The sequence below is a fragment of the Agrobacterium sp. CG674 genome (genome assembly GCF_053521645.1).
The window spans coordinates 596984-609762 of sequence record NZ_JBNWDZ010000003.1 but is presented as its reverse complement, the minus strand read 5'-3'; the positions used below and the strand labels follow the sequence as shown (position 1 = coordinate 609762).

Annotated in this window: 15 protein-coding genes; 8 read left to right on the top strand and 7 right to left on the bottom strand. The window is 57.2% G+C overall.

Annotated features, from left to right (window positions below; all coding sequences use genetic code 11):
- The first annotated feature begins 48 nt into the window (after positions 1 to 48).
- Complete coding sequence (locus ACQZ51_RS12165) at positions 49 to 483, top strand: DUF1489 family protein (RefSeq protein WP_192063970.1); 435 nt, start codon at positions 49 to 51, stop codon at positions 481 to 483.
- A 126-nt stretch (positions 484 to 609) separates the two neighbouring features.
- Here the strand turns inward: ACQZ51_RS12165 and ACQZ51_RS12160 are convergent, their stop codons facing one another.
- The 3 genes from ACQZ51_RS12160 to ACQZ51_RS12150 all read right to left on the bottom strand — a co-directional run bounded on the left by ACQZ51_RS12160 (position 610) and on the right by ACQZ51_RS12150 (position 3012).
- The gene (locus ACQZ51_RS12160; RefSeq protein ID WP_192063969.1) at positions 610 to 1218 is read right to left on the bottom strand and encodes a transglutaminase-like cysteine peptidase; all 609 of its coding nucleotides are present in this window, start codon (positions 1216 to 1218) and stop codon (positions 610 to 612) included.
- A gap of 532 nt (positions 1219 to 1750) precedes the next feature.
- Positions 1751 to 2362, bottom strand: coding sequence for a PilZ domain-containing protein (locus ACQZ51_RS12155; protein WP_448777484.1), 612 nt, complete (start codon positions 2360 to 2362; stop codon positions 1751 to 1753).
- Between the two features lie 92 nt (positions 2363 to 2454).
- Entirely contained in the window at positions 2455 to 3012 is a 558-nt protein-coding gene (locus tag ACQZ51_RS12150) for a PAS domain-containing protein (protein WP_448777482.1), read from the bottom strand.
- A gap of 232 nt (positions 3013 to 3244) precedes the next feature.
- Between ACQZ51_RS12150 and ACQZ51_RS12145 the strand changes: the two genes are divergently transcribed.
- Positions 3245 to 4003, top strand: coding sequence for a rhomboid family intramembrane serine protease (locus ACQZ51_RS12145; protein WP_448777480.1), 759 nt, complete (start codon positions 3245 to 3247; stop codon positions 4001 to 4003).
- Positions 4004 to 4151: 148 nt separating this feature from the next.
- Positions 4152 to 4586, top strand: a complete 435-nt coding sequence (locus ACQZ51_RS12140; RefSeq protein ID WP_448777478.1) for a CBS domain-containing protein — start codon at positions 4152 to 4154, stop codon at positions 4584 to 4586.
- A gap of 27 nt (positions 4587 to 4613) precedes the next feature.
- Here ACQZ51_RS12140 and ACQZ51_RS12135 read toward each other — a convergent pair whose 3' ends face one another.
- A complete protein-coding gene (locus ACQZ51_RS12135; RefSeq protein ID WP_448777594.1) occupies positions 4614 to 5528 on the bottom strand; it encodes a patatin-like phospholipase family protein in 915 nt (304 codons plus the stop codon).
- Between the two features lie 158 nt (positions 5529 to 5686).
- Entirely contained in the window at positions 5687 to 6229 is a 543-nt protein-coding gene (locus ACQZ51_RS12130) for a TetR family transcriptional regulator (RefSeq protein WP_448777476.1), read from the bottom strand.
- Between the two features lie 86 nt (positions 6230 to 6315).
- On the opposite strand from ACQZ51_RS12130, the gene ACQZ51_RS12125 reads away from it, so the two are divergent.
- A complete protein-coding gene (locus ACQZ51_RS12125; protein ID WP_448777474.1) occupies positions 6316 to 7818 on the top strand; it encodes an MFS transporter in 1503 nt (500 codons plus the stop codon).
- Between the two features lie 14 nt (positions 7819 to 7832).
- Here ACQZ51_RS12125 and hisI read toward each other — a convergent pair whose 3' ends face one another.
- Together hisI and folE are read right to left on the bottom strand one after the other, a co-directional pair.
- Positions 7833 to 8282: a phosphoribosyl-AMP cyclohydrolase gene (gene hisI / locus ACQZ51_RS12120; RefSeq protein WP_448777472.1), complete on the bottom strand. Its 450-nt coding sequence runs from the start codon at positions 8280 to 8282 to the stop codon at positions 7833 to 7835.
- Between the two features lie 165 nt (positions 8283 to 8447).
- A complete protein-coding gene (folE, locus tag ACQZ51_RS12115) occupies positions 8448 to 9074 on the bottom strand; it encodes a GTP cyclohydrolase I FolE (RefSeq protein ID WP_448777470.1) in 627 nt (208 codons plus the stop codon).
- Between the two features lie 263 nt (positions 9075 to 9337).
- Here folE and ACQZ51_RS12110 point away from each other — a divergent pair, with 263 nt between their 5' ends.
- The 4 genes from ACQZ51_RS12110 (at position 9338) to thrS (ending at position 12708) form a co-directional block, all read left to right on the top strand.
- Complete coding sequence (locus tag ACQZ51_RS12110; protein WP_448777469.1) at positions 9338 to 9778, top strand: iron-sulfur cluster assembly scaffold protein; 441 nt, start codon at positions 9338 to 9340, stop codon at positions 9776 to 9778.
- Positions 9779 to 9781: 3 nt separating this feature from the next.
- Positions 9782 to 10138, top strand: a complete 357-nt coding sequence (gene yidD, locus ACQZ51_RS12105) for a membrane protein insertion efficiency factor YidD (protein WP_448777467.1) — start codon at positions 9782 to 9784, stop codon at positions 10136 to 10138.
- A 14-nt stretch (positions 10139 to 10152) separates the two neighbouring features.
- Positions 10153 to 10584, top strand: coding sequence for a DUF2267 domain-containing protein (locus tag ACQZ51_RS12100; protein ID WP_448777465.1), 432 nt, complete (start codon positions 10153 to 10155; stop codon positions 10582 to 10584).
- Positions 10585 to 10695: 111 nt separating this feature from the next.
- Positions 10696 to 12708, top strand: a complete 2013-nt coding sequence (thrS, locus tag ACQZ51_RS12095; RefSeq protein ID WP_448777463.1) for a threonine--tRNA ligase — start codon at positions 10696 to 10698, stop codon at positions 12706 to 12708.
- The last annotated feature ends 71 nt before the right edge of the window (positions 12709 to 12779 follow it).

The window sequence follows — 12779 nt, the reverse complement described above, 5'->3', positions numbered from 1 at the left end:
CGCGCTGTGGTCGCTTGACGGTGCCATCAAAACCGCATTGATAGCGGCATGGCTCTTCATCTTATCAAGCTTTGCGTCGGTGCCGACTCGATTGACGACCTGCGCGAATGGGTTTCGCACCGGGCGTTGACCGCAATTGCGGCGGGTCTGGAACCGCACAGCGTTCACACCACCCGCATGTTTCCAAAACGGGTCGAGGAGTTGCTGGATGGCGGCTCGCTCTATTGGGTCATCAAGGGGCAGGTCCAGGCACGTCAGATGTTGCTGGACATCCGCTCCTTCAAGGGAGAGGACGGGATCACTCGCTGCGATCTGATCCTCGGGCCAGAGGTCATCGAAACCTCACCAGCGCCCAAAAGGCCGTTTCAGGGCTGGCGTTATCTCAAAGCCGAGGAAGCGCCGCGCGATCTGGGCGGGGCGGGCCTGTCTGAAGATATGCCGTCCGATCTTCGTCGTGAGCTTGCCGAGCTCGGCCTTCTGTAATAGTGAAAAGAAAGAGCCGGTTCCGGGGCAACAGAACCGGCTCTAGGCACGGTCTCGTCAACGGGGGTGACTTGACCGAGCCCACTCATGCGACGAGAGGGTGCCATAGCACCCCGCTCGCTTCATTCATTTGATGCCAGCAACTGCATTCACAGCGCGGCCATCCTGAATTTTTACCCACCGACCGGCATTGGTCGAGTCCTGACGCTTGAGATAGGTATATTCCGTCTCAGACCACTCCATCACCTTGTTTCGCAGATTGTCGAGAACGAAGTCGCCCCGGTCGGTGCGCACGGTCAGCACCGCATGTCCGGAACCGTTCGGCTGCAGCACGACAGTAATCAGCAGGTCGGAAGCAGAGATGCCTTTTCCCATTAGCATCTTGCGCTTCAAAAGCACGTAGTCTTCACAGTCGCCAACCGTGGTCGGGTAAGCCCAGCGTTCTTCAACGCCGTAGATCTCCAAATCCGTCATCGGCGTGATTGTGGTATTGACGGTATAGTTGACGTCGAGGATAGCCTTCCAGCTTTCTTCCGTCAGCTTGAGCGGGCCCCTGTCAGCCGAGGTCGACTGACATTCGCTCTGGTAGGTCTGGCAGAATTCATAGTGACCAATCGGCGGATTGGCTTTGCCCATAACGCGCATGGCAGCGGCTGGCGATGCTTGGGCCTGTGTGGCGAATGCACCTGCGATCATAGCTGCGATCAAAATTCCGAAACGGCTGATTTTTTTCATTTCTTGTCTCCCCGTTGTGAGGAGAACAATGCCAGCTATATTTTGATTGGCTGCAAATAACGGTGCTCAAATTCGACGCTATATTTATGAAAACCCGATCTATATTTGATTTATATTTGAGGAAAATTTGATTAAAATTGTTCCGATCGGCTTAGTTTTTGAATCCGGAAGCAGTCCTAATGCATTGAAATATATTGGCATGTAGGGGGTCCTGGTTAATCGTTCAACGAGCCCGTCCACGCCTGGCGCAAATCTAAACTGTTTCGTTACTATAGTTGAGTGCTTGAGAGGGTGGTTTTCAGCCTCAAAACGCCCATTTCAGCCCCAGATTTTCATTGAAAATCGTCGTTTGAGCTTCATTTTCTGGCCAATTATTGCGCCAATATCGGATTGTTTTCGATGGCTGTGTCGATTTTCGCCAGTTTTCGGTCTTTGCCGCGCTCGTTGAAGGCCAATCTGTCCCATCCGATGGCACAAAAAAACCGGCTGACGCGAGGCGTAGCCGGTTGATGGGGCGAGCTGAAATGCTTGTTTAGAGAAACTCGATCAGCGCATCGCGGGACTGGACAGCATCGAATTCGATGGCGACGCCTTCCATGAAATGGCGCACGATACGGCCAGACATGTTTCCGAGGCGGACATTGGTGCCCATCTGGGGACGCACGTCGGTTTCGACAGCCGCGCCCGAAAGCGAAAGGTCGATGATGCGGCAAGCTGCGATAGTGCCATCGTTTAACATCAGGTCCGCATGCGGGTTGCGGGGTGTTAGACGGTCATGGCGACGGTCTTCCGGCAAGCCCAGTGCGTGGCGCTTGGCAATCCATGCCAGCTGTGCCGCCAGCTTCTCGCGTTTGCGCTCGGTGCCCATGATGGCGATGGTGAAGCCATCCGCCGTCAGCGCCTTTACGATGCCTTCGATGCGACCAATGTGCTGAAGGTAGGCGATAATTCTGTCGCCGTTTCTCGGACGCACGAAACAGGTAATGCGCGCTGCCTCAGCCGTCATCTCATGGGCGGTGCAATCGAATTCATCCTGAGAAGGCACCATCAACCGCCCCGTCAGCGCCACAGGAAGCACTTCCGCGGAGGGTGTCTCCACAGAGCGGGCTGCAAATGCGACGGTGGTTGAGCGAGATGAGAACATGTGAGGCACGGTATTGAGGAATGATCGCCCTTAATACCAGTTGCCGAGTTAACAGAAGGTTCTGCTTCGGACGGCAAACATTAGCAATTTTCTCATAAAGATACGGCCCGGTTGAGGGCATAGCCAAAGTCCGACCTTTGCGCCATCAATTGCGACGATGAAACATCCAGCAAACGGCTTTTCGTCAGGGATAATGGCTTGAAGGGCTGTCCGAAATCGGCCAGTGGTGGTTCGGATATCAGGCAGCCCAGCAGCCGGGCCGGGAAGTATGGCTCCACCGCCAGCGGCAAAAGCAGCATTTCGAAGCTACGCGCCGCCAAACCGGTCACGGTCTCGGACAGGATTTCGAAAACGACGGGTCGTTGATGCTCAAGCACGCCGTTGGCGATGCGACAGGCATCATGTGCGGCATCCGGTTGCCATATGCCCGAAAATGGCGTGTCGCTGAGTTCTCTGCCGAACAGATTGTACAGGCGCGTTCCCGTCAGACGAAACACGGGCGCCGCATCTGCGGTTTCTGTCAGCAGGAAGAGGTCGGGCAACAGATGGCGTATGGGCGCAGGGTCTATCTCGCTGCGCAGAGGTGCCGCGCGAACACCGCGCAGTTCATCCCAATAGGCGAAGATATCAAGGCTTGCATTTGTCTTCATGACACGGTCTCCAGGCCGCGGGGCATATGTCTCGTTATGAGACGCATACCGCCTTCATTTGCGGTGCTGGAGATGGTGAAGCGAATTCCATGCCACGCGTGTGGCTATCACAATCCGCGACGTCGCTGATAGTTGCAGGCACCACCCCACGGTGATGCTTCTTTTTCTCGAAACCTTCCTATATTGCTGCATGAGAGATCACACAGAACATGACGCGAAGGAAGACGGCCTGATGACGCATAATGAAGGTGGATTGCCGGAAGCGGATGAGACGGCACAGAGCGGCACACCGCCCAAAGCCCCGGTTTTCAACCTTCCCGGCGCGCTTGTGGCCATCATGGCTGTGCTGATCGCGGTCCATCTCGTTTCGTTCTATGTGCTGTCTGAAGACGGATATGGATGGTTCATTTTCACCTTCGGCTTCATTCCCCTGCGCTACGCCACGGAACTTTCCCAACAGGGACTGGAATGGCTCTGGACACCGATTACCTATTCATTTTTGCATGGTGGCATCGAGCATATCCTTTTCAACGGTCTATGGCTCATGGCGTTTGGTGCGCCGGTCTTGCGCCGTATCGGCACAGCCCGTTTCATTCTGCTCTGGTGCATATCCGCAGCCGTTTCCGCCTTCGGCCACGCTTTTCTGCATTGGGGTGACGTCACCGTGCTCATCGGGGCGTCCGGCGTGGTTTCGGCGCTGATGGGTGCCGCATGCCGCTTCGTCTTTCCCGCCAATGGCGGGCGCTACCACCCGGCCATCGGCCACCGCTTGCCGCGTCAGAGCATCCTGCAGGCCCTGTCCAACCGCACGGTTCTCATCTTCACGCTCATGTGGCTGTTCGGCAATCTGCTGATTGCCGTCGGCATTCCCTTGATGGGAGATGCAGGTGGAGAGGTGGCCTGGGATGCGCATATTTTCGGCTTCCTGCTGGGCTTCCTGTTCTTTGCCATGTTTGATCGAAAGCCCGTCATTCGCCACGAATTGGCCTGAGACATACAATCGATTGATATGTTTCCGCCTCGTTAAACATATTGCTTTCCGTGGTGCGCTGGCGCACCATCCACGTCCAGCTTGACCGTGCGCTTGTGGAGGAGACGCACCGTGCGGTTATGAAAGCCGTTTGGACAAGGAGGGAAATATGCCTGTATTCGTAAAAGAACTTCTCGATTTGAAGGGCCGTAACGTCGTTACCGTCAGGCCTGATATGTCGTTGGGCGATGCGGCCATCACGTTGAATGAGCATCGCATCGGTGCCGTCGTGGTCACGGATGAGAAGGGCGCCATCCTCGGCATTTTTACGGAACGCGATATGGTCAAGGCCATTGCCACACAGGCGTCAGACGCACTCAAATCACCGGTCTCCAAAGTTATGACGAAGAATGTGACGCGCTGTCATGAGGGGTCAACCTCCGATGATGTCATGGAACTGATGACCGGTGGCCGCTTTCGCCATGTCCCCGTCGAAGCCAATGGCCAGCTGGTCGGCATCATCTCGATTGGTGACGTGGTCAAAGCCCGCATGAGCGAGATCGAAGCGGAAGCCGAGCATATCAAGGCTTATATCGCCGGGTAGTGCAGGGGGGGCATCTGCCCCCAATCATCAACGCTGGAAAACCTGCTGCATGCGTTGCAGTTCCGGTATGCGTGCGCGCGCTTCTTCATATCCACGGTCAATCGATTCCGCCGCCCGGTGAAATTCCGAAAGGCCGATTGTGTTGATGCGCGGGTGCAGCGTCAGGTCCGGCGGATCGCCAGCCAGACGGGAACGGGAAATCCGGTCCTGAATGATGTTGAAGGCCTGCACCATCACGCCCGGCAATCCGACCGAACGGGGTTCTGCTGCCGGTTTGGCTTCAGGTTCAGCGTTGCTGGGTCCGGCGCTGTGCTTGACCACCGCCGAGCGGCCGAAGATGTCATAGTTTAGGTTCACCGCAACCACCAGATTCTGTTCGTAGGCACGGCAGACGGAAACCGGCACCGGGTTGACCAGCGCGCCATCGATCAGCGTTCGGCCATTGCAGCGCACCGGCTCGAAAATACCGGGCAGGGCGTAGGAGGCGCGCAGCGCCGTGATCAGATTGCCCTGATGGATCCACACTTCGTGGCCGGTCTTCAGTTCCGTCGCCACGGCAATGAACGGGTGTTCGAGATCTTCGATGTTGAGCCCGACGAGATGCTCCTGCATGCGCTTGGTCAGCCGCATGCCGCCAAACAGGCCGCCGCCGCCAATGGTCAGGTCCAGCAGTCCGGCAATCCGGCGCACTGTCAGCGAGCGGGCGAAATCTTCGAGTTCATCCAGCTTGCCCGCCAGATAGCAGCCACCGACGAGAGCGCCGATAGATGTGCCGGCAATCATGCCGATCTGTACGCCCGCTTCATCCAGGGCGCGCAACACGCCGATATGTGCCCATCCGCGTGCAGCGCCGCCACCCAGGGCCAGTGCAATTCGGTTCGTCGGAATTTTAGGCAGGGTAGGCGTTGGCGCTTGCTGCTCGACCTTGTCCAAAGCCGCCATTGCGGCTGCATTTTCGCGGTTCAGACCCCAACCCAACATCCACTAAACTCCCACGCCAGAGGCACCCAGCTACCAGTCTATGCGCCAACTCCTATAATTCTCGTAACAAAAGCAAGGAAAGGAGAAAGAAATAAGGCTCGCGTAGCGTCCACTTCGCGTCAGAGGAGGTGCAAAATGTCGGCGTACATTTTTTCCCATTCTTCTTCCGTCAGCTGACAGAAGCCGAAATATCGAAGCGTGAACGCGCCTTCGATGGCGAGGAAGGCAAGACGCGCATTACTGCTTTCATCGCATTGCGACTCAATCTGACTTAGGCGATTGCGGTACCATTGCCGTGTCGGCTCCAGATGTTCTGGAGATTGCACCAGCGAGGCCAGCATCGCCGCAGCCTTGCTGTTATCCGCATGGCCGGATTTGAAGGTAATGTCTGCATGGGCGCGCAGATATTGCGTCACTGTCGGGTTCTCCCCGGCGATCAGAGCAACCTGTTGATCGTACCAATTGTTCCAGCGCTCAAAGAGGGCGTGGAGCAGTGCCTCTTTGGTCCCGAAGGCATATTGCACGCCACCCTTGGTGATACCCAACCGCTTGGCGAGTGCGTCGATGGTCAAGGCAGATGCCCCGTTCTGCGCGATGATCGCCTCAGCCTCATCAAGCAGTTGCTGCCTGTCAATTTTACGTGGTCGGCCAAGCTTGGTCATGTCAGGACTCGATTTTTTACTTTCCATACGTATGTATTTAAATTAAGTCTGCCTTTGGATCAACAATTTAATCCCGGAGAAGAAAAATGCCTGTGGCACAAACGGCCAATCGCTGGTTCGTCCTTTCAATCCTGTCGAGCGCACTGTTTCTGATCACGATTGACGTGACGGTCCTCTACACGGCATTGCCGAGGCTGACGGCGGAACTGGGTGCCAGCGCATCTGAGAAGCTGTGGATCGTCAACGCCTATCCACTGGTCATGGCGGGGCTGCTGCTGGGTGCGGGAACCCTGGGCGATCGTGTCGGACACAGAAGTCTCTTCCTCGTTGGTCTCGTCGTGTTCGGTGTAGCCTCTCTGGTTGCTGCCTTTGCTCCCAACCCCGCTGTCCTCATTGCCGCTCGCGCTTTGCTGGCCGTTGGCGCAGCTGGCATGATGCCCGCGACACTGTCGCTGATCCGCCTGATCTTCGATGATGCCCATGAGCGGTCTGTGGCGATTGGTATCTGGGCGGCGGTCGCGTCAGGCGGTGCGGCCTTCGGACCAGTGCTGGGCGGCGTGTTGCTCGAATATTTCTGGTGGGGATCGGTGTTTCTCATCAACGTCCCGGTGGTGGTGGTTGCGCTTCTGGCGACCATTTGGGTCATCCCGCCCGTTCCCGGCAACCGCTCAAAGCCGTGGGACGCAGTGGGCTCTTTGCAAATCCTTGTCGGTCTGGTCGCATTGACCTATGCCGTGAAGGAGCTCGCCAAACAGGCACCCTCATGGTCAGCGCTGGTTTTCTCAGCTCTGCTCGGCGTTGTTGCACTGGCGTTCTTCAAGCGCCGGCAGGATAAGCGGGTCCACAAGCTCATTGACTTCACCCTGTTTCGTGATCGTCAATTTGCGTCCGGCGTGGCTGCGGCCATGGTTACGGTGTTGGCGCTTGTCGGTTTGCAACTCGTTCTTTCGCAACGTCTGCAATTGGTCCTCGATCTCACGCCACTCCAGGCGGCGCTGACACTGCTGCCCATTCCACTCGGCGCATTTCTTGCGGGTCCCATCGCTGGGCTGTTAGCGGCCCGCCTTGGCACCACAAACGTGCTGTGGATCGGATTGTTGATCGCAAGCGTCGGGCTTAGCCTGTCGCTTCTGTTTCAGGATCTCTCGCAGCTCTCGCAGATTTCGAGCTTCGCCGTGCTCGGCTTCGGTCTTGGCGCAGCCATGACAGCTGCTTCTACGCTGATTATGGCCAATGTGCCTGCAGAACAGGCTGGCATGGCCGCATCAATCGAAGAAGTTTCTTTTGAACTTGGGGGTGCCATAGGCATAGCCGTGCTGGGGTCCGCTCTTGCGGCTGTCTACGGCATGAATATCGATCTGCCCCGACAGGCGGGTATACCAGCTGAGGTGTTTGATGGGCTGGATCAGGCGCTTGTCGTGGCGGCAACTGCGACACCAGCGTTGGGGCAGACCATTCGAGATGCCGCCCGCGCCGCTTTCGACCTTGGCTTCTTCGCCGTGATGATTTTTGTGGCAGTGGTTCTGTTGTTAAGCGCCTTTGGCGTCTGGTTCACCTGCCGGTCGCCAAGGCTCAAGGCACGCGATTGAGAATGCGGACGGGTCTACTTCCCGTAGGTGTCCGCCGGGTCGAAATGGCGCGTGTCATCGGTAACGGTCGTCACCGCCTCGCCATTCTCGAGGGTAACGGTTCTGTAGAAGCAGGAGCGTCGTCCGGTGTGGCAGGTCGCATCGTGACCGGCAACGGAAACTTTCAGCCATACGGCATCCTGGTCACAATCGGTGCGGAATTCCTGAACGGTCTGGAGATTGCCTGACGTCTCGCCCTTTTTCCAGATTTTGTCTCTGGAGCGGCTGTAATAGTGGGCAATGCCGGTTTCGAGCGTCAGCGACAGTGCCTGCGCATTCATGTGCGCCACCATCAGCAGCTCACCGTCCCTCGCATCCGTCACGACAGCGGTGACGAGGCCATTGGCATCGAATTTCGGCGAAAACGCACCGGCAGCTTCGAGCTTCGCCTTGTCTGTAGGGGCGGGCGGAAATGTCGATGACATCAGAACCTCCATGCTAGAGCAAGTCCAGCAAAAGTGGGAACCGGTTTTGCGTCCGGAATTGCGTAAAAACAAACAGATAGAGCGTTGAAGGTGAACTCGTGTTCACCGGAAAGGCTCTAGGGCGGCGAGGCGGTTGCCCGCCACGCGCCGTCCTTCAGTGCCGTATTAGCGGCTATAGACCATGGTCATGAACCGGGCCTGGTTGGTCGGTTCAGACTTGAACTCGCCGGTGAAGCTTGTGGTCAACGTTGTGGAACCCTGCTTTTGCACACCGCGCATGGACATGCACATATGCTCGGCATCGATCATCACAGCGACGCCGCGTGGCTTGAGAGATGTTTCAAGAGCCTGAGAGATCTGCGCGGTCATCGTTTCCTGGGTCTGCAAACGGCGACCGTAGATTTCGACGACACGGGCAATCTTGGAAAGGCCCAGCACGCGGCCCGAAGGCAGATAGGCGACATGTGCCTTACCGATGATCGGAACCATGTGGTGTTCGCAATGGGAATGGAACGGAATGTCGCGCACGAGAATCATGTCGTCGTAACCGCCGACTTCCTCAAATGTCGTCCCAAGAACGTCGCTGGCATCAAGCTGATAGCCGCTGAACAGTTCGCGGTAAGATTTTGCAACACGTTTCGGCGTGTCAAGCAGGCCTTCGCGTTCGGGATTGTCACCCGCCCAGCGTAGCAGAACCCGCACGGCATCTTCCGCTTCGGCCTGTGTCGGACGTGTATCAACTGCACCACTCTGTGTGCCAGTACCGGGAAAATTCTTCACGATAGCATCCATCTTTTGGTCTCCCGGTACGGTCTAACGTCCGCTCCCGAATATAGCATGCGGCTAGATCATTGCGATGCCGCGCCTGCTATCTGGTTGTTTTTAGTCAATTTGGCAAGTCTGCCAACATGAAATCGATGTTTGATGGTTTAAAATCAATGCACCTTGATGACGTCAGTGTCCGATAGCATATAGTGGCGATGGATGGCAGAAAAGCTTTGCCTGGAGATGACGCAGCGTTTGAAACATCAAGCTTGCGCGATTGGACAATGGTCATGGACGATATTTACAGCAACCGGATTCTCGAATTTGCAGGCAATATTCCGCTCGCAGGCGCCATGGCGGATGCGGATGCAAGCGCGCAGAAGCACTCCAAATTGTGCGGCTCCAAAGTCAAGGTCTATATCAAGCTGGCGGATGGCGTGGTGACGGACTTCTCCCATGAAGTGCGTGCCTGTGCGCTTGGTCAGGCATCATCATCCATCATGGCCCATCACGTCATCGGCGCAAGCAGCGCGGAAATCCGCACCGCACGCGATGAGATGGTCGCCATGCTGACAGAAGGCGGCGAGGGGCCTGCTGGCCGTTTCGAAGACATGCGTGTGTTGAAACCGGTTAAGGATTACAAAGCCCGCCACGCCTCCACCTTGCTAACCTTCGATGCCGTCTGTGACTGTCTTGACCAGATCGAAGCCGAGAATCAGGTCCCGGCCTGACCCATGTGTAACGCACCGGATTGCGACCACGGAAAGTCACGCTCGCGCAACTGGGCCGGTGCTTACCGCAAAACGCCCGGCCGCCTGCTGGGCATGGGCTTCATCCGGCTCTATCAGCTGTCCCTTTCCGGTTTCGTCGGAAACTCCTGCCGCCACATTCCCACCTGTTCCGAATATGGATATGAGGCCATCGCCCGCCACGGCTTCTGGGCTGGTGGCTGGTTGACGCTGTTTCGCGTCGCCCGGTGTGGTCCTGGCGGCACAAGCGGGCTTGATCCCGTCTGCGAGAACTTGCAAAAAAAGCAGGTCTGGTGGGCGCCGTGGTCCTACTGGTCGCGGGCGGGCCACAAGGTGGATTGAGGGGGAGTGACGACATGCCAATGCCGATGGAATATCGTCAGGCGTCGGTGGATTTCGACCGGTTCGTGGAGGACCTGAAAGAGGTCTCCATGCTGAGCACATCGCATCAGGCTTACACCATGCTGCAAGCAGTGCTTCAGGTGTTTCGACGCCGTTTGACGGTGCAGCAGGCTCTAGAATTTGCGAATGTCCTTCCGCCGGTCCTGCGCGCCATCTTCGTCAGTGATTGGGATAGCACCGAAGAGATGCGGGAATTTGGCACGGAAGCCGAGATGATGGCTGAGGTGCGGTCGCTTCGCTACAACCACAATCTCTCGACTGATTCTGCGATTCGAGACGTTGCCGAGGCAGTGCGCCGTAACATCGATCCCGTTGTTTTTGATCGGGCGCTTTCCAAACTGCCGCAGGCAGCCCGGGATTTCTGGCTGATGCCCGTTTCCGCTTAAAATTCTTTACTCACAACGCGTTCCGCATTATCACCCGCGCGTTCACACCCCGGCGCGCGCCGGTCAACACACCACCCGCATTCGTTGGCGGGACTGGTCAGGAGAATTATGATGTCTGAAGCCGTTTCCCTTACATTTCCCGATGGTTCCGTTCGCCAGTACCCGGTTGGTACAACCGGTCGCGATGTTGCCGAATCCATTTCCAAGTCGCTTGCAAAGAAGGCCGTCGCGATTGCGCTGGATGGCTCTGTGCGCGACCTTTCCGACACCATCGTCGATGGCAAGATTGAAATCGTCACCCGTGATGACAAGCGTGCGCTTGAGCTGATCCGCCACGACGCGGCCCACGTCATGGCAGAAGCCGTGCAGGAGCTGTGGCCCGGTACGCAGGTCACCATCGGCCCCGTCATCGAAAACGGCTTCTATTACGATTTCGCCAAGAACGAGCCCTTCACGCCGGAAGATCTGCCCAAGATCGAAAAGAAGATGAAGGAAATCATCGGCCGCTCCAAGCCCTTCACGCGCGAAATCTGGTCTCGCGAAAAGGCAAAGGAAGTCTTTGCCGCCAAGGGTGAGAGCTACAAGATCGAGCTGATTGATGCCATTCCCGAGGGGCAGGACCTCAAGATCTATTATCAGGGTGACTGGTTCGACCTTTGCCGCGGCCCGCATATGGCCAACACAGGGCAGATCGGCACGGCTTTCAAGCTGATGAAGGTTGCCGGTGCCTATTGGCGTGGCGATAGCAACAACCCGATGTTGACACGCATCTACGGCACCGCATGGGCCACGCAGGAAGAGCTGGATCAGTATCTCCACGTCCTGGCCGAAGCTGAAAAGCGCGACCACCGCCGTCTTGGCCGCGAAATGGACCTGTTCCACTTCCAGGAAGAAGGCCCGGGCGTGGTGTTCTGGCACGGCAAGGGCTGGCGCATGTTCCAGACCCTGACGGCCTATATGCGCCGCAATCTCGAAGGCACCTATCAGGAAGTCAACGCGCCGCAGGTGCTGGATGCTTCCCTGTGGGAAACGTCGGGCCACTGGGGCTGGTATCAGGAAAACATGTTTGCCGTAAAATCGGCCTACGCCTTCACCCATCCCAAGGATGAGGCCGCCGATAACCGCGTCTTCGCCCTGAAGCCCATGAACTGCCCCGGCCACGTACAGATCTTCAAGCATGGCTTGAAGTCTTACCGCGAACTACCTGTTCGCCTTGCAGAATTCGGCAACGTCCACCGTTACGAAGCATCCGGCGCTCTGCATGGCCTGATGCGCGTTCGCGGCTTCACGCAGGATGACGCGCACGTTTTCTGCACGGAAGAGCAGATGGCCGCCGAGTGCCTGCGCATCAACGAACTCATCCTGTCGGTCTACAAGGACTTCGGCTTTGAGGAAATCGTGGTGAAGCTGTCCACGCGCCCTGAAAAGCGCGTCGGTTCCGATGACGTCTGGGACCGCGCCGAAAGCGTGATGACCGAGGTTCTGAAATCCATCGAGGAGCAGTCCGATGGACGCATCAAGACGGATATTCTGCCGGGCGAGGGCGCGTTCTACGGTCCCAAGTTCGAATATACACTGAAAGATGCCATCGGTCGTGAATGGCAGTGCGGCACAACGCAGGTGGACTTCAACCTGCCGGAACGCTTTGGCGCATTCTACATCGATCAGGCGTCGGAAAAGCGCCAGCCGGTTATGATCCACCGCGCCATCTGCGGCTCGATGGAACGCTTCCTCGGCATTCTCATTGAGAACTTCGCCGGTCACATGCCACTGTGGTTCGCGCCGCAGCAGGTCGTCGTTGCGACGATCACATCGGATGCGGATGATTACGGTCGCGAAGTCGCCGAAGCCCTGCGCGATGCCGGTCTTTCCGTCGAAACCGATTTCCGCAACGAGAAGATCAACTACAAGGTCCGCGAACACTCGGTCACCAAAGTCCCGGTCATCATCGTCTGCGGCAAGAAGGAAGCGGAAGAACGCACCGTCAACATCCGCCGACTCGGCTCCCAGGCCCAGACATCCTACGGTCTCGAAGAAGCGATCGCGAACCTCGTGGACGAAGCAACACCACCAGACGTAAAGCGCAAGCGCGCTGCCAAGGCTGCGAAGGTAAAAGCTGCCTAAGCGAAACCGCCGTCATCCTCGGGCTCGTCCCGAGGATCTACTGCCGTTCAATTCGGTTTGGTGAAACAAAG